General features: G+C 63.0%; 12 protein-coding genes and 1 pseudogene. 9 read left to right on the forward strand and 4 right to left on the reverse strand.

Annotation, left to right across the window (positions count from 1 at the left end; translation table 11 throughout):
* Positions 1-331: 331 nt before the first annotated feature.
* The 4 genes from A6745_RS09955 (at position 332) to A6745_RS09970 (ending at position 4,362) form a co-directional block, all read left to right on the forward strand.
* Entirely contained in the window at positions 332-1,489 is a 1,158-nt protein-coding gene (locus tag A6745_RS09955; protein ID WP_066126504.1) for a TauD/TfdA family dioxygenase, read from the forward strand.
* Positions 1,490-1,510: 21 nt separating this feature from the next.
* Positions 1,511-2,377 (forward strand): isocitrate lyase/PEP mutase family protein, encoded by an 867-nt coding sequence (locus A6745_RS09960; RefSeq protein WP_066126507.1) that lies wholly within the window; start codon positions 1,511-1,513, stop codon positions 2,375-2,377.
* 102 nt (positions 2,378-2,479) lie between these two features.
* Positions 2,480-3,448 carry a Bug family tripartite tricarboxylate transporter substrate binding protein gene (locus A6745_RS09965; protein ID WP_066126511.1) on the forward strand — a complete coding sequence of 323 codons (969 nt, stop codon included), beginning with the start codon at positions 2,480-2,482 and terminating at the stop codon, positions 3,446-3,448.
* Between the two features lie 11 nt (positions 3,449-3,459).
* The gene (locus A6745_RS09970) at positions 3,460-4,362 is read left to right on the forward strand and encodes an amidohydrolase family protein (protein WP_066126513.1); all 903 of its coding nucleotides are present in this window, start codon (positions 3,460-3,462) and stop codon (positions 4,360-4,362) included.
* Positions 4,363-4,498: 136 nt separating this feature from the next.
* Here A6745_RS09970 and A6745_RS09975 read toward each other — a convergent pair whose 3' ends face one another.
* From A6745_RS09975 to A6745_RS09980, 3 genes are all read right to left on the reverse strand, one after another.
* A complete protein-coding gene (locus A6745_RS09975; RefSeq protein ID WP_066126514.1) occupies positions 4,499-5,653 on the reverse strand; it encodes an alpha-hydroxy acid oxidase in 1,155 nt (384 codons plus the stop codon).
* Positions 5,640-5,765, reverse strand: a complete 126-nt coding sequence (locus tag A6745_RS29540; RefSeq protein ID WP_269148890.1) for a hypothetical protein — start codon at positions 5,763-5,765, stop codon at positions 5,640-5,642. Before A6745_RS29540 ends, A6745_RS09975 begins: the two co-directional genes overlap by 14 nt.
* 147 nt (positions 5,766-5,912) lie before the next feature.
* The gene (locus A6745_RS09980; RefSeq protein WP_066126515.1) at positions 5,913-6,788 is read right to left on the reverse strand and encodes a LysR substrate-binding domain-containing protein; all 876 of its coding nucleotides are present in this window, start codon (positions 6,786-6,788) and stop codon (positions 5,913-5,915) included.
* 682 nt (positions 6,789-7,470) lie between these two features.
* On the opposite strand from A6745_RS09980, the gene A6745_RS27780 reads away from it, so the two are divergent.
* The gene (locus tag A6745_RS27780; RefSeq protein WP_082853002.1) at positions 7,471-8,742 is read left to right on the forward strand and encodes a tyrosine-type recombinase/integrase; all 1,272 of its coding nucleotides are present in this window, start codon (positions 7,471-7,473) and stop codon (positions 8,740-8,742) included.
* A 116-nt stretch (positions 8,743-8,858) separates the two neighbouring features.
* Positions 8,859-10,208 (forward strand): RES family NAD+ phosphorylase, encoded by a 1,350-nt coding sequence (locus tag A6745_RS27785; protein WP_082853003.1) that lies wholly within the window; start codon positions 8,859-8,861, stop codon positions 10,206-10,208.
* A gap of 183 nt (positions 10,209-10,391) precedes the next feature.
* On the opposite strand, the gene A6745_RS09990 is transcribed toward A6745_RS27785, so the two are convergent.
* Positions 10,392-11,375: a nitrilase-related carbon-nitrogen hydrolase gene (locus tag A6745_RS09990; RefSeq protein WP_231885965.1), complete on the reverse strand. Its 984-nt coding sequence runs from the start codon at positions 11,373-11,375 to the stop codon at positions 10,392-10,394.
* Between A6745_RS09990 and A6745_RS10000 the strand changes: the two genes are divergently transcribed.
* From A6745_RS10000 to A6745_RS10010, 3 genes and pseudogenes are all read left to right on the forward strand, one after another.
* Positions 11,374-12,509 (forward strand): IS3 family transposase gene (locus A6745_RS10000; RefSeq protein ID WP_407922726.1). Its coding sequence is split into 2 segments (ribosomal slippage): positions 11,374-11,629 and positions 11,629-12,509, totalling 1,137 coding nucleotides; the frame shifts between segments, so codons are not numbered across the junction. The genes A6745_RS09990 and A6745_RS10000 overlap by 2 nt on opposite strands.
* Before the next feature lie 730 nt (positions 12,510-13,239).
* A pseudogene (locus A6745_RS10005) lies at positions 13,240-14,065 on the forward strand (DUF932 domain-containing protein).
* A 65-nt stretch (positions 14,066-14,130) separates the two neighbouring features.
* Positions 14,131-16,182, forward strand: coding sequence for a ParB/RepB/Spo0J family partition protein (locus A6745_RS10010; RefSeq protein WP_066126520.1), 2,052 nt, complete (start codon positions 14,131-14,133; stop codon positions 16,180-16,182).

A 16,182-nucleotide genomic window follows, 5' to 3' on the forward strand; every position in this document is an offset into this window, starting at 1 on the left:
TGCGCCCAGGCCGCGCCTGCGCAGGCCGCCAGCGCCAGCGCCGCGCATGCCGTCCTGACCTGTCGAATGCGGAAAGTCATCGATCGCTCCTTGTAAGAGATAGGTCTTGAGTCTACGGCGGGCCGCGCTGGCCGGCTACTGGCGGAGGGGACCAAGCCGTGCAGCCGATTGGCGCCGGCCGTGAAACGGCAAACGGCCGGGCCCGCCGCGCCGCAGCACGCCACTACATCAAATTTTCTTATGAACTTTGTCAAATAAGTTCGCTTTTCTAATTTAGTTCGGTTGCTTAGACTACCCTGCATACCCCATACGCACCACGCAGGAGACACCCATGCAAGCCGCCCCGTCCGAACGCCCCCAACCCTGGACCGCCGAGCAAGCCAGCCAGGACACCTCCTGGATCCTTCGCCTCAAGGCCGACGAAATCCAGGGCGTGCGCGATGCGCTGGCCTACGCCAAGCAGCATCCGAAGCCGCTGCTGGCCATGGAGCAGACCGACTTCCCCCTGCCGCGGGTCAGCCGCGATGCCCTGACCCGCGCCATCGCCATTACGCAGGGCCGCTGGGGCATGTGCCTGGTCAAGGGTTTTCCGGTGGACGAGTGGACCGAGGAGGATTCCCGCCTGGCGTATTGGGGCATGGGCCTGCACATGGGCGTGGGCCGTACGCAGAACCGCGCCAGCCAGGTCATGAACGACGTGCGCAACGAGGGCGGGGAATACAAGGTGAAGGGGGGCCGCGGCTACAACACCAATGCCGGCCTCGACTTCCACCAGGACTCGTGCGACGTGGTCGCGCTGCTGTGCCGCCGCACCGCCAAGACCGGCGGCCAGAGCAAGGTGGTCAGCTCCATGGCCCTGCGCGATGAAGTGCGGCGCCGCCGCCCGGATCTGATCCCCGTGCTGGAAAGCCCGTTCTTCCACAGCTACCAGGGCACCAATGATCCCAGCCAGCCGCCCTTCTACCGCTGCCCCATCTTCGGCAACCATCCCGAATACTTCTCGGCGCGCACCAACCGCAAGAATACCGTGGCGGCGCAGCGCGACTTTCCCGAGGTGCCGCGCCTGACGGCCCAACAGGAAGAGGCGCTGGACCTGCTGGACGAACTGCTGCCCAGCGACCAGCTGTGCTTCTCGATGGAACTGGAACGCGGCGACATGCAGTTGCTGAACAACTACGTCACGCTGCACTCGCGCACGCCGTTCGAGGATTTCGACGATCCCGACCTGAAACGCCACCTGTTCCGCCTGTGGCTGGCCGTGCCCACCTCGCAGCCGTTGCCTGAAGATTGGGCCGAGTACTACGGCGACGCGCGTGCCGGCGCGGTGCGCGGCGGCGTGCGCGGCACCGCCATCACGCAAGAGTTCCTGGACTACGAAAAGCGCCAGGCCGCCGCCATGGGCATGCGCTTCGAGACCTGGAAGCCCCGCGTGCTGAAGGAAGACATGGAAGCGCAGCTGGCCGCTCAACGCGATGCCCAGGCGGCCTGACGCGGCCTCGGGAGAGATGACATGAACCGCATTTCCCTGCGCGATCGCCTGGCCGGCCCCCAGGCGGTGCTGGCGCCCGGCGTGTACGACGCCCTGACCGCCCTGATCGCCGAGCAGGCCGGCTTCGACGCCCTGTACCTGTCGGGCGGCGCGGTGGCCTACTCGCAGCTCGGCCGCTCCGACGTGGGGTTGACCACCGCCACCGAGACCGCCGACGTCCTGCAACGCATCACCGACCGCGTCCGCCTGCCCATCATCGTCGACGGCGACACAGGCTATGGCAACGCCCTGAACACGCAGCGCACCGTGCGCCTGTTCGAACGCGCCGGCGCCGCCATGATCCAGCTGGAGGACCAGACGTTTCCCAAGCGCTGCGGCCACCTGGAGAACAAGAGCCTGGTGTCCACCGCCGAGATGTGCGGCAAGCTGCGCGCCGCGCTGGACGCCCGCCACGCGACCGACACGCTGATCCTGGCGCGCACCGATGCCGTGGCCGTGGAGGGCCTGGAGGCCGCTCGCGAACGCGCCGAGGCCTACTTGGCCTGTGGCGTGGACGCGTTGTTCATCGAGGCCGTGAACAGTACGGCCGACATGGACACCGTGTGCAAGCAGTTCGCGTCGCGCACGCCGCTGCTGGCCAACATGGTCGAAGGCGGCAAGACGCCCGTGCGCAGCGCGCGCGAGCTGTCCGAACGCGGCTACCGCATCGTCATCTTTCCCGGCGGCACCGCCCGCTTCGTCTCGCGCCAGCTGCAACGCTATTTCGCCAGCCTGAAGGAGCATGGCACCACCGAACCGATGTGGCCCGAGATGAACGACTTCAACGCCCTCAATGGCCTGGTCGGCACCCCTGAACTGCTGGAACTGAGCCGCAAGTACGCGGGCTGATTCCCCCCCAATGCGCGGCATGGCCCGGTGCCCCGGGCCGCCGCCGCATCCCGGCGCGAACGCCAAGGATTCGCGGCCGTCCATAACCACAACGGAGACACCATGAAGATCGCCCTTCGGCTTGCTGCCGCCCTGCTGCTCTGTGCGGGCGCGCTGCCGGCCCACGCCCAGTATCCCGAGAAACCCCTGCGCCTGATCGTGCCGTTCCCGCCGGGCGGCAACATCGACGCCACGGCCCGCATCGTGGCCAGCGGCCTGTCGCAAAGCCTGGGACAGCCTGTCATCGTCGAGAACAAGGCCGGCGCCGCCGGCATCGTGGGCGCCGAGTTCGTGGCGCGCAGCGCCCCGGACGGCTACACCGCAGTGCTGGGCTCGACCGGGGCGCTGGCTGCCTTGAAAGCGCTGCATCCGAACGCCAGGCTCGAGCCCACCCAGGACTTCGCCGCCGCCGGCACCGTGGCGCGTGCGCCGCTGGTCCTGGCCGTCAGCGCCGCCCTACCCGTGAAGACCGTCGCCGAATTCATCAGCTATGCCAAGGAGCGCCCCGGCAAGCTGACCATGGCGTCGGCAGGCGTGGGCACCGCCGCGCACCTGACCGGCGAACTGTTCCAGAAGCTCAGCGGCACCAAGCTGCTGCATGTGCCCTACAAGGGCAGCAGCCTGGCCGTGGCCGACCTGTTGGGCGGCCACGTCGACATGACCTTCGACCAACTGGCCTCCACCCTCGCGCAGATCAAGGCCGGCAAGCTGCACGCCCTGGGCGTGACCACGGAAACGCGCTCCAGCGTGATGCCGGAACTGCCCACGCTGGCCGAGTCCGGCCTGCCCGGCTTCGAGGCCAGCACCACCACCGGCGTGCTGTTCCCGGCCGGCACGCCCAAGGCGGTGCTGGATCGCGTCAGCGCCGCCATGAAGGAGAGCCTGGCCAAGCCGGAAGTGCGGCAGCAATTGCGCGACCTGGGCGCGGACGCCCTGCCCGGCAGCGGCGCCGACTTCGACCGCATCCTGGCCAGCGAGACCGTGAAGTGGAACAAGGTCGCGCAAGAGGCCAACATCCAGCCGGCCGATTGAGGACACCTCGCATGCAACCGCAAGCCCAAGACATCCCCCCTCTTTGCCTGCCGCCGCTGCCGCGCGCCAGCCGGCCCGCCTGGGCCCTGCCGGCCGGCGCCACCGACTGCCACTGCCACGTCTACCAGGACGAGGCGCGCTATCCCCTGATCCCCGGCCGCTCGTACACCCCGCAAACGGCCACGCTGGAGCAATACCTGAAGATGTGCGACCAGGTCGGCCTGGACCGCACGGTACAGGTCAGCGCCAGCGTGTACGGCGCCGACAATTCGCTGACGCTGGACGTGATCGCCGAGCTGGGCCGGCACCGGGCGCGTGGCGTGGCGGGCCTGTCCGTGGACGTCACGCCCACCGAGCTCGCGCGCCTGGATCGCGGCGGCATGCGCGGCGTGCGGCTGTCCACGCATGTAAAAGGATATGGCGGCACCGCCGCCATCGGCGCGCTGGCGGATCGCCTGAAGCCCATGGGCTGGCACGTGCAGGTGCACGTGGCCAACATCGACGAACTGGTGTCGCTGGAAGACGAGCTGCTGCGCGTGCCGGTGCCGCTGGTGTTCGACCACCTGGGCGCGGTGCGCGGCGCGCAGGGGCCGCAATCGCCGGGTTTCCAGACGCTGCTGAAGATACTGCGCGAACGCGACGACTGCTGGACCAAGATCTCCAGCTGGTACCGCCGCTCGGATAGCGGCGCGCCGCACTATCGTGACATCGGTCCCATCGTGCAGGCGTTGGTGCAGGCACGTCCGGACCGCCTGGTTTTCGGCACCAACTGGCCGCATCCCGCGCTGTTCACGCCAGGCCAGGTGCCCGACGACGGCCACCTGGTCGATCTGTTCTGCGCCTGGGTGCCAGACGAGGCCGTGCGCACGCGCATCCTGGTGGACAACCCGGCCCGGCTGTACGGGTTCGAGTGAACCCGCCAGGCCGAGCATGAGCGGGGCGGACCGGAGGGCGCTTTCCGGAATCGAATCCCAGCCCGGCCGCGCGCTGCGATGCCTCGCTGGGGTGTCCGAACCGATAGATCAAAAGACCCCTGTATCCAGGACAGCGCTACCCGACGGCGACGTATCGCAGGTTTTCCCGCCCCAGGTCCGACACCCGCCGCGCGCCCATCAGGCGCATGTCGCGCACGACTTCGCTCTTGAGCTGGCCCAGCGCCCGCTCGATTCCGGCTTGCCCGGCGGCAGCCAGCGGGAACAGGTAGTAGCGCCCCAGCCCCACCGCTTTGGCTCCCAGCGATAGCGCCTTCAGCACATGGGTGCCGCGCTGGATGCCGCCGTCGATCAGCACGTCCAGCCGGTGGCCGACCGCCTGCACGATGTCGTCGAGCTGGTCGAAGCCCGTGGCCGAACCGTCGAGCTGGCGCCCGCCATGATTCGACAGCACGATGCCGGTGCAGCCGATGTCGGCCGCCCGGCGGGCATCGGCCACGCTCATGATGCCTTTCAGGCAGAACTGGCCGTTCCATTGCGCCACCATCCGGGCCACGTCGTCCCAGTTCATCGTGGGATCGAGCATCTCGGTGAAGTAGCGGCTGATGCTCAACGAGTCGCCCTTCATGTCGATGTGGGCATCGAGCTGCGGCAGGCTGAACTTTTCATGCGTCAGGAAATTCAGGCCCCAGCCAGGCTTGATCGCGAACTGATACATCCCACCCGCTGTCAGGCGGAATGGAATGGTGAAGCCCGTGCGCAGATCGCGCTCGCGGTTGCCGCCGGTGATGCTGTCGACCGTCAGCATCATCACCTTGATGCCGCTTTGCCGGGCAGTCTCCATCATGGCGCGGTTCAGGCCGCGGTCTTTGTGGAAATAGAACTGGTAGACCTGCGGGGTGCTGTGCTTTCTGGCCAGCTCTTCCATCGAGACGGTGCCCAGCGACGAGACCCCGAACATCGTTCCAAAACGTTCGGCCGCCGCCGCGGTGGCGCGCTCGCCTCGATGATGGAACAGCCGTTGCAGCGCCGTGGGCGACAGATAGAACGGCAGGTCGAGCTTCTGTCCCATCACGGTGACCGAGAGGTCCACGTCCGACACGCCGCGCAGCACGTTGGGAACCAGGGCGCAGGTATCGAATGCGGAGGTGTTGCGGCGCATCGTCACTTCGTCGTCGGCGCCGCCATCGATGTAGTCGAAAATCGGCCTGGGCAGACGGCGCCGGGCCAGGCGGCGGAAATCTTGGAAATTGTGGCAGTCATTCAAGCGCATGGGTGATGGCCCTGGTGGCGGGCTGGCAGGGGGGTTGCGAAGAGGGAGGGCGGATCGACAAGGCGCCCAGCATGTCGGCCAGGCCGTCGCGCTGCCACAGCAGGCTGGCCATGCGCGTGGCTCGCGAATCTGCGTCCGCATTACGGTGTCTCCATAGCGACCATGCTGTTGCCTGGGAGAACACTATATGGCGCGCTTCCAGCGGCAATCTGAAAAATCGCGTTATTCGACCTGAAAACAATTCAGGTCGAATTTCTGCTCAGTCATCCATGGCGCGGCGCACCCAATCGACGAAGGCCGCGCATTCCACGCGCTCGAGCGCACCCGGCCGCCAGCACAGGAAATATGCATTCGGCGACGGCACGCTGCGGGTCGACAGCCGCACCAACTGCCCGCTGGCCAGCCACGATCTACCCAGCTTCAGGCGCATCAGCGCCACCCCCAGGCTGGCCGCGGCCGCGTCGTGCATCAGGCCAAGGTCGCTGAACTGGTTGCCCATGGCCGGTTCGGGCAGATTGATGTCGTGCGCCTTGAACCAGGTGCTCCAGGATTCCAGCGGCGTGCGCAGCAACTGGGCACGCGACACGGCATCGTCGGTGGCAAAACCGTTGAACGGCCCGTGGCGGCGCAGATAATCGAGGCTGCACACCGGACTGACCTCATCGGCCAGCAAGGGCAGGCATTCTCGGTCATGAAACGGCCCGGTGCCGAAGCGCAGTTCGATGTCGGCCTCTTCGACCGTCATGTTGCGCACGGGCGTGGCCACCTGCAGCATCAGTTCGATGTTGGGATGCGCGTGGCAGAAAACCGCCAGCCGAGGCAGCAACATTTGGCGCGAGAACGTGGGTGTGACCGCGACGCGCAATCTGCGTGCCGCCAGTGCGTTCTGGTGGCCGGGCACCTGTTGCAGCGCCGTGATGGCTTCCCGCACGCGAGCCAGATAGGTGACGCCGTCGACGCTGAGATTGAAATCGCGGCCGGAGAAAAAGCGCACCGCCAATTGGGTTTCGAGTTGGCGGATGCGGTGGCTGACGGCGCTCGGGGTAATACTGAGTTCGTCGGCCGCCAGATTGACGCTGCGCAACCGTGCCACAGCTTCGAAAGCAAGCAGACCCTGTATCGAGGGAAGGCGCATCGTTTATCGCCCGGTTGATTTATGTAATGGCGGATACGGAGGGACTGGGTAATACGGCGATATTTTTTTGAGTATCCGCCTGTTGACGATTCTATCGGCGTTTCTATGGCCTGTCGCCGCTGCCGGCGCGCCGTCCGGCCGCAGGTTCGCTCCAGCCCATTTCGGGATGCTCTGCGCGGGGCTGCGTCTGCGAGGCTTGCAAGCGGGCACTGTCGGTCCTCGTGCAAAGCCGCACTCGACACGTTCGCCCAGGACACGTTAGAATCCGCCCAGAAGTCAGCCTGTCCCGTTGCACAGGCCCCGTCTCATCACAGTTTTCAAGCCCGACTCATCATGTCCCGACTCGCTACGACCCTCACTTCCCAGTGGTGGCGCTTCCGCTAGGAAGCGGCATGTCGTTGCGGTTCAAAACTGCATCCTGCCGCCGGTACCGGTGACAGGTTCGCATCTCAAGATAGCTCCCCCGGCACGGCGGCTCCAAGACTCAAGGAGATTGCCCATGCTGTTGATGCTAGACAACTAACATTGGCGTCCATCAACATCCAACAACATCTACTGAGTTCAGATAAGTTATTGATTTTATTGAGTTGAGTGTCTGCGGACGGCTACTGAAAGCTGGACAAATCCACTGCTAAAGTGTGTAATGCTGTGTGTAACGGGGCAAAGTGGAGGCGTTATACACATGGCACTCAATCTCTTATCCGCTCGCAAGGTCGAGACAGCACAGCCAGGTCCGAAGGTCTACCAACTTCGTGACGGTGGAAGCCTCTTTCTTCGCGTTCAAACCAACGGCAGCAAGCTATGGTGGTATCGCTATCGTCTGGGAGGAGCCTCCCAGGTCTACTCCATCGGCGTATACCCCAAAGTGTCGTTGGAGCTCGCGCGCGCAGAGCGTGACTGGGCCAAGTCCCTTGTCAGGCAAGGCATCGACCCCATCGTCGAAAAGAAGGCCAAGGTCGCGTTGCAGGTCGAGGCTTACGAACACACTTTCGAGTCAACCGCCAAAGAGTGGATCGTCAGCAATGCACACTGGAGTGACTACTACCGTGGGCAAGTCACAACCTACCTCGAAAAAGACGTTTTCCCAAAGCTCGGCAAGCTGCCGATCAGCACCATTAGAGCGCCACATCTCCGCCCGATAATCAAGGAGGTGGCGAATAGAGGCGCAAAGACTGTCGCAATTTTGATCCGGCAGTGGTGCGGCCAGATTTTCTCCTACGCTGCCGCTCAAGGAATCTGCGAGTTCGACCCGGCCTCCTTACTAAAGGGGTTGGTGAAGCGTCCGCAAGTCCGCCACAATCCCCCGCTGACATGGGCCGAGATTCCCGATTTTCTGAATCGGGTTGATGGTGAGGGTGGTTACCGCACAACGGTCTTAGCATTAAAGCTAATGGCGCTGACGTATGTCCGAACTGTCGAATTGCGTAAATCGACCTGGGAAGAATTTGATCTTGATGCAGCGGTATGGACTATTCCGGCCGAACGCATGAAGATGCGGCGCCCACACATTGTCCCGCTGTCGAAACAAGCATTAGTCGCTCTGCGAGAACTACATGCTCTGACTGGTGGTGGAAAGGCGTTGTTTCCAAGCTATCGAAAGCCTGGCCAAGTAATGTCGACGACAACGCTCAATCAAGCTCTGAAGCGGATGGGTTACGCCGGTCGTTTCTCATCACATGGTTTCCGCTCAACAGCGACGACGATACTAAGTTTGCTGGGCTATCCTGAAAAGCGCGTTGATCTCCAGTTAGCACACTCAAAGCGCGCCAAGGATTCTTCTCGAGCCCCCTATGACCATACAAAATTCATCGGCTCGCGCAAAATCATCATGCAGGACTGGGCAGACATTCTCGATTCTCTTCAAGCTGGCATGTCCGTCGATGATGTAACTCAATTATTTGGCCCGCTGTCTGAGCGTCGCACCGCATTGCTGCGCGTGATTGAGCGGGAGTAGCAAATCTCATCTACTGCCTCTTGGATGTTGAATTCGTTTCTTATCAACCTTCTGACAATCTCTAGATTTCTTGCTAAGGGTATGTTGTCGACCTGGTTTTCTCTAAAGGTTCATCTATGAGCTTCATCTGCTCAAGCTGTATTGGCGACACGTTTCTTCGGCGGCTTGTCGAAGATGCCTCTTCAGATAAAACCCCTTGCGAATATTGCGACGCGAAAAGCGCAGCCGATCTATGGATGGTGACTGAGCTTTGCGATGAAGTTCTCGACACCTTCTTCGAGGACTCCAGCAATACTATGGCGGTGGTGCGTTTCAATTACACCCCCGCTGGGGAGGATCTACCATCGACGGTCGCCCGTTTGACTGGCATGCCCCAAGAAGCCGTTGAGGCAGTAGTTGAGAGCCTTGCAAGCCTCTGGCACGACCCGAGTTCCGGTGAATCGCGATATGGCGACGATGAACCGTGGTTTGTTCGCAAAGCCAGCATGGCAGCGGAACTCAGCCACTCTTGGAGGGAGATGGAAGAGAGCCTCCGTAGCGACGTTCGCTATTTCAATCCCCAGGCGATCCATCTGCTTGAGAAGATCTTCGGCGAACTTGCCAATGATCGAAACATGGAAGGTTTGCCTGTGGTCGTGGAGGCAGGACCCGGAACGCTCCTGAGCACCTTCTATCGGGCACGGGTATTCCAGACGGACGGAGCCTTAACTGAAGCGCTTAAGTGGCCTGAACGGCTGCTGGGATCGCCAGCCGCCGGCATTGGCGCGGCAGGAAGAATGAATGGGCAGGGTCAGCCGGCTTTCTACGGAGCAACCTCGCCTGAAGTTTGCATTGCTGAAGTGCGTCCGCCAGTCGGCAGCCGAGTAGTGCTTGCCGCATTCGACGTTATTCGTCCGATACGTCTGTTGGATCTGCGGCGACTGGCGACGGTTGAACTGAGCCCCGAGAGCAGCCTGTTTGATCCGAACACGCGTGCCGCTGCACAGCGACGCGACTTCCTCCGAACTTTGGGGGACCGCATCTCAGCCCCTGTGGTCCCCGAACTTCAAGATCGGGACTACCTGGTGACACAGGCTGTTGCAGATTACCTAGCCGCCCACCTTGCGTTAAACCTCGAAGGCATTGTCTATGCCTCTGCTCAGAATCGACGCCCGGATGAACCGCCGGCTGGTGACAACGTCGTCCTGTTTCGCAAGGCTAGTGATGTGGAAAACGCTCATGGCGATCAGGCCACGGCCGAGGTTGCGTTATGGGAATACGAAGAAGAAGGTCCGGAACGCTGGTTTCATCCTTGCATCCTCTATCCAGAGCGCGAGGCCTACCGGCATGGACCAAAGCCTCAGAATCCAACTCTCTCGCTGAGACGAGACTCCATCGTGGTCCACGACGTACGTGCTGTGCGCTACGAGACAAAGGGCCACGAAGTAGACGTCGTATCGAGTCTCGACGATCGGCATTACGGTTGACCGGCCAGCACGAGTATCGATCGAGATCTGCAGCTGGATCTCTCTTCGTCAAACTGCTGTTTGCCCAGCATACCGGTCATAGTGTCAACGAGGCAGCAATGCACAACACAGTTGAACAACAGCACTGAGGCTCTGCCTCCTGTCGATTGACTACCTGCGGTAGCCGATCTCGTCTAAACCCTCTTACCTCGTAGCCTTGAATTCGTCGACGCCTTCTGGGTGCTCACTGGCAGGCGATGTGTTCTGCTTCAAGAACGCCTGCTCATTTCCTGAATTGCAAATATCGATTGGAAGATTTTTTGCCTTATTAACCTTGAGACTGAAGACGTCGAATCGGTTGTAGTAACCCACTACGTCATGAATGCGTTTGACAGGAAGCGCCTTGGCGAGGTCGATCTCGGCCACGCAAAGACCTTCATCCGCTTGCATTACCTCAGAGATCGGTTTTCCCGAGGGATCGGTGATCATCGACACGACGGGTGATCCATGGTCGAGCAAGGCGAGCCTCTCGGCACCGATGCGTTCCAGATACTTGCGCGCAGTTGCATCAAACGGGGACCCAGCAACTATGTTGAATACCTTCGCTTCAAAGGAGTGCGCTGCCGCGCGGATGCGAATACCGTCTTGGATGTCATAACCACCAGTCCCATCCGGATGCAGCGAAGGTGCGACAGACGGATAGCTGGAAATGTGTACCTGCTCTCCCTGCGCCATCAGTGCATAGCGCGCTAGCGGATTGGCATTTTCACCACAAATCAGCATGCCAATTCGCCCAAGGGCCGTCTGGCTTACATTCAGACCCGAACCGTCTCCATTCGCCCAGAATAGCTTCTCCACATAGGTAGGCACCAGCTTACGGTGATGGTTGAGAAAGCCACCATCACTACCGATCAGCACATTGGCGTTCCAGAGACAACCCACGCTCGCATCCGTCCCTTCGTTGAAGCCGATCGAAACCACCATTTCGTGCCGACGTGCCGCATCGCGGATACGCGCAATTTCAGGTCCATCAATGCGCAGTCCCCTGGAGCACATGTCTCCAAACATGGCGTCGGTTTCGATGGGAGCGACGATGCGGCCCCAATGCGGATAGCCTGTGACCTGCCCCCTCCCAGCCGTACCAGCGTAATGGCAGCGAAGTCCGTCAACTTGGAGAATGACGGACATGAGAAAGAGCAGATTTACCGAGGAGCAGATCATCGGTTTCATCAAGCAGGCCGAGGCCGGTTTGCCGATCAAGGATCTGTGCCGCAAAGGCGGCTTCAGCGACGCGACCTTCTACAAATGGCGTGCCAAGTACGGTGGGATGGACGTGCCCGACGCCCGGCGGCTGCGTGAACTCGAGGCCGAGAACAACAAGCTCAAGAAGCTGTTGGCAGAGGCCCATCTGGACATCCACGCGCTGAATACGGCCTTCGGGGTAAAGCGCTAGCCCCACAGGCCAAGCGCGCGGCCATCGCCACCATGATCGAGCAATGCGATCTGAGCGAGCGGCGCGCCTGCAGGCTTGTGGGGCTCTCCCGCGACAGCTACCGCCACCCACCCGAGACCGATGCCATGACCCAAGAGCTCAGCAGCAAGATCGTCGAGATCGCGCATGCACGCCGGCGCTTCGGCTATCGGCGCATCCACGACATGCTGCGCCCGCACTTCCCGGCTGTGAACCACAAGCGCGTCTACCGCCTGTACAGCGCCGCCAACTTGGCGGTGCGCAAGCGCAAGAAGGTCAAACGCCCCGCCAACGAACGCGTGCCGCTGCAACTGGCCACGACGGTCAATGAGGTGTGGAGCATGGACTTCGTCAGCGACAGCCTGAGCACGGGACGGCGCATCAAGTGCTTGACCGTGGCCGATGACTTCAGCCACGAGTGCGTGAGCATCTCGGTGGACTGGGGAATCTCGGGGCAATACGTTACGCGACTGCTGGATCAAGCGGCCGTGTTCAGGGGCTACCCGCAGGCCGTGCGCACCGACAACGGTCCGGAGTTCACCAGCCGGGCCTTCATGGGCTGGGCGCAGGCCCACGGCATCCGTCACATCCTGATCGAGCCGGGACGCCCCATGCAGAACGGCTACATCGAGAGCTTCAACGGCAAGTTCAGGGACGAGTGCCTGAACGAGCAGTGGTTCGAGACGCTGCAGCAGGCCCGGTCGGCCATCACGCTCTGGCGCCAGGACTACAACGAGGTCCGCCCGCATAGCAGCTGCGGGCGAATGCCACCGGCCAAGTTCGCCGAGCTGCATCGCCAGCGCGCTGGCGATGCAGCTCAAACCAGCTCAACCACCATCGAGATCAACTAATCTTGCAACCCCGGACTTCCTCGTTATGAATGGCACGGCAAAAGGGGGCAGGTCAGGGCAGCTCTCCAGTTGTCTGGCTGGTAGTGAAAGCTGTAAAAGGCTCTACGCGTCATTTTTTCTCCTGATGTTTCTTTGCGGCTAAAGATACGACTTCCGTCCAAGTCACAATTTACAACAAGTATCTTTATTTGTTGAAGTTTGGGGTGACTTGCGTGGGCGTCCCGGCCAAGGGGGCATGGCCGGTCGCGCTGTCGTGCGCATAGCGCATCGAGCCGCCGCACCCTTCGGCCACGGCGTCTCGCCCCCTTCGGGCTTCCATCGTTCCCTCGCTCCGCTCGGCTGACGCCTCCGGCCCGGCTTCCAGATCCGGGCCTGCGCGCTTCGCTTGCCGTGCGGTCGGCACACAGGGAGGACCGTTGCCAGGTCCAGCCGTCTTCCCTGACTCCATCACCTTGTCCGCGACTGTAGCCCGCTCCCGTGAGCCATCAAGGCGCGCAGGGCCGTGTCCTCGGCTGCGCCTGCGGGCCGCACCCACCCTGCGCTTGTTTCCTTGACGGCCCCCGTCCGCGCGCTCCTTTGGCCGCGGGCGATGAACTCAGGAAAGACGGTGGCAACAGGGCCAACCGGGTTCCTCGTGCCGACCGCACCGAACAGCCACAAAGGCTGGGCTCCGAATCTTGGAATCCGGTGTGCGGTTTTCTTCAACAGCCTTTTTGTTCAGGAGAACGACATGCTTGCAACCCGTTTTGCTTCCCACTCCCCCGCGCTGCGCAGCGAAACCCCGCTGTCCGATGACCAGATTCGCAGGGTGGCCCCGTCCATCTTCGCGGATGCCCCGCATGAGAGCCGCTCCGAGCGATACGCCTACATCCCCACGGCTGCCGTGTTGACCGAGCTTCGCAAGGAGGGGTTTCAACCCTTCATGGGTGTGCCAGACCCGCGTGCGCAACGAGGGTCGGCGCGAGCACACGAAACACATGCTGCGCCTGCGTCATGCCAACCAGATCAACGCCCGCGAAGCCAACGAAATCATCCTGCTGAACTCGCACGACGGCACGAGCAGCTATCAATTGCTGGGCGGCATGTTCCGCTTCGTTTGCAGCAATGGCCTTGTCTGCGGCGACACCGTGGGCGATGTGCGCGTGCCCCACAAAGGCGACGTGGCCGGGCACGTCATCGAGGGCGCCTATCAGGTATTGAGTGGTTTCGAGCATGCGCAGGAATCGCGCGAATCCATGCAGGCCATCACGTTGGATGCCGGGGAATCGGAAGTGTTCGCCCGCGCCGCGCTGGCCCTCAAGTACGACGACCCGACTAAGCCCGCGCCCATCACGGAATCGCAAATCCTGATGCCGCGCCGCTTCGACGACCGCCGCCCCGACCTGTGGAGCGTGTTCAACCGCACGCAGGAGAACCTGACCAAGGGCGGATTGCATGGCCGCGCCGCCAATGGCCGCAGACAGCAGACCCGCCCCGTGCAGGGCATTGATTCGGACATTCGCCTGAACCGTGCCCTGTGGCTGCTGGCCGATGGCATGCGCGCCCTCAAGGCTTGACCGTTCCTCCGCCGGAGGGGCGGTTTCCCCTCCATTCCCTTGTTTCACTCGATTGGAGATTCACCATGAACGCTATTACCTACACCGAAGCCCGCGCCGTCAACACCGCAGCCAGCAGCGACGCGAATGTGCTGCAAGCCGCCGACCCGAGCAAGCACATGATTCTGGTTCCGCTGTCGCGGCTGGTGCTGCGCCTCACGGGCCGCAACGTGCGCAAGACCGTCCCGCGCATGCCCATCCCCGAACTGGCGGCGTCCATCCAGCGCGTGGGCCTGCTGCAAAACCTCATCGTCATTGCATCCGCCGATGGCAAGCATTACGAGGTGGTGGCCGGTGGCCGTCGCCTTGCAGCTTTGAAGCTGCTGGCGAAGAAACACCGCATCGCCAAGGATTGGCAGGTGCCTTGCCTGCAGGTGGCCGATGGCACGGCACGCACCGCCAGCCTCACCGAGAACGTGCAGCGCGAAGCCATGCACCCCGCAGACCAGTTTGAAGCCTTTGCGGCGCTGGTGGCCGAAGGCCGGCCCATCGAGGACATTGCGGCGGATTTCTCCGTCACGCCGCTGGTGGTGCAGCGCCGCTTGAAGCTGGCGAATGTTTCGCCACGCCTGATGGCGGACTATCGGGCCGATGCCGTGACGCTGGATCAGTTGATGGCGTTGTCCATCACCGACGACCACGGCGCGCAGGAAAGTGCCTTCTACGATGCGCCGCAATGGCAGCGCCAGCCATCCGACCTGCGCGACCGCCTCACCGAGCGCGAGATTGATGCCTACCGGCATCCGCTGGTGCGCTTCGTCGGGCTGGACGCCTACGAGCAGGCGGGCGGCGGAGTTCGCCGTGATCTGTTCGCGGAAGGCGATGCGGGCGTGTACCTGACCGACGCCGCATTGCTGGAGCGGCTGGCGCAAGACAAGCTGGCGGGCATCGCCGCCGAGGTGAGGGCCGAGGGCTGGGCTTGGGCCGATGCCACGCCGGGCATGACCCATGCCGATCTGCACGCTTTCCAGCGTGCGCCGAGGGAGCGCCGCGAACCGAGCAAGCGCGAAGCACAACGCATCGAGAAGCTGCAAGCCAAGATGCAGGAGGTGGCCGAAGCCATTGATGCCGCGACGGACTCCGACGACGCGGACAAGGCCGATGCCTTGCAGGAGGAAGGCGAAGCCCTGGGCGAGCAGTTGCAAGCGCTGGAAGAAGGCTTGCAGGGATACGGCGCGAACGTGAAGGCCGCAGCCGGTGCCATCGTCACCATCGACCGCAACGGCGAGGCCGTGATTCATCGGGGGCTGCTGCGTGAAGCCGAGGCCAAGGCGCTGCGCACGCTCGAAAGGCTGCGCCAAGGGTTCAGCGACCCAGATGCCGCGAACGATGACGAAGGCGAGGAAGACATGCAGCCGAAGGCCGCAGCGATTTCCGACCGACTGGCCCAGCGCCTGAGCGCCCATCGCACCGCCGCGCTGCAAATCGAAGCCGCCCGGCATCCGCAAGTCGCGTTGGCCGCGCTGGTGCATGGCATGGTGCAGACCGTCTTGCAGAGCCGCTACTACGGCCACGATATGCCGCTGGGCGTGAGCCTGAAAGTGCAAGACCGGCTGGAAGGCATGGCCCCGGACTGGCCCGAGTCGCCCGCCGCTGTGGCCCTGCGCGAACTGCAAGAGGCATGGAGCGGTAAGCTGCCCGAGGACAGTGCCGAACTGTTCGCCGCGCTGCTGGAGATGGAGCAAGGCGAACTGGTCAAGCTGCTGGCCGTGTGCGTGGCTTCGACGGTGGACGTGGTGACGCCGCGTGCCACGGTGCAGCAGCCGGGCGCGGAACTGGCGCAGGCCGTGGGCCTTGACATGGCCACGTGGTGGCAGCCGACCGCCGAGGGGTATTTCAAACACGTTCCGAAGGCTGTGGTTCTGCAAGCCGTGGGCGAATTTGCGCCCGAGAGCGTCAATCGGCTGGCGAAGCTCAAGAAGGCCGACATTGCCAGCGAGGCCGAGCGGCTGGCGAAGGGCACGGCCTGGATGCCTGCCATCTTCAATACGGCAGACGCGCCGGAGGCAGACCCGCAGAACGGTGCGGAGGACGTCGCCACCGAGGCGGATGAACCCGCTAAAGTATTGGCCGCCTGA

This window comes from Bordetella ansorpii, assembly GCF_900078705.1.
Lineage (GTDB): Bacteria > Pseudomonadota > Gammaproteobacteria > Burkholderiales > Burkholderiaceae_B > Bordetella > Bordetella ansorpii_A.

Bases quoted from the DNA above. Each gene is read 5' to 3' on its own strand.
- A6745_RS09975 (WP_066126514.1), bottom strand. From the start codon at position 5,653: ATGCGCTTGAATGACTGCCACAATTTCCAAGATTTCCGCCGCCTGGCC.
- A6745_RS09955 (WP_066126504.1), top strand. From the start codon at position 332: ATGCAAGCCGCCCCGTCCGAACGCCCCCAACCCTGGACCGCCGAGCAA.
- A6745_RS09980 (WP_066126515.1), bottom strand. From the start codon at position 6,788: ATGCGCCTTCCCTCGATACAGGGTCTGCTTGCTTTCGAAGCTGTGGCA.
- A6745_RS27780 (WP_082853002.1), top strand. From the start codon at position 7,471: ATGGCACTCAATCTCTTATCCGCTCGCAAGGTCGAGACAGCACAGCCA.
- A6745_RS09990 (WP_231885965.1), bottom strand. From the start codon at position 11,375: ATGTCCGTCATTCTCCAAGTTGACGGACTTCGCTGCCATTACGCTGGT.
- A6745_RS09960 (WP_066126507.1), top strand. From the start codon at position 1,511: ATGAACCGCATTTCCCTGCGCGATCGCCTGGCCGGCCCCCAGGCGGTG.
- A6745_RS10010 (WP_066126520.1), top strand. From the start codon at position 14,131: ATGAACGCTATTACCTACACCGAAGCCCGCGCCGTCAACACCGCAGCC.
- A6745_RS09970 (WP_066126513.1), top strand. From the start codon at position 3,460: ATGCAACCGCAAGCCCAAGACATCCCCCCTCTTTGCCTGCCGCCGCTG.
- A6745_RS09965 (WP_066126511.1), top strand. From the start codon at position 2,480: ATGAAGATCGCCCTTCGGCTTGCTGCCGCCCTGCTGCTCTGTGCGGGC.
- A6745_RS29540 (WP_269148890.1), bottom strand. From the start codon at position 5,765: ATGGCCAGCCTGCTGTGGCAGCGCGACGGCCTGGCCGACATGCTGGGC.
- A6745_RS27785 (WP_082853003.1), top strand. From the start codon at position 8,859: ATGAGCTTCATCTGCTCAAGCTGTATTGGCGACACGTTTCTTCGGCGG.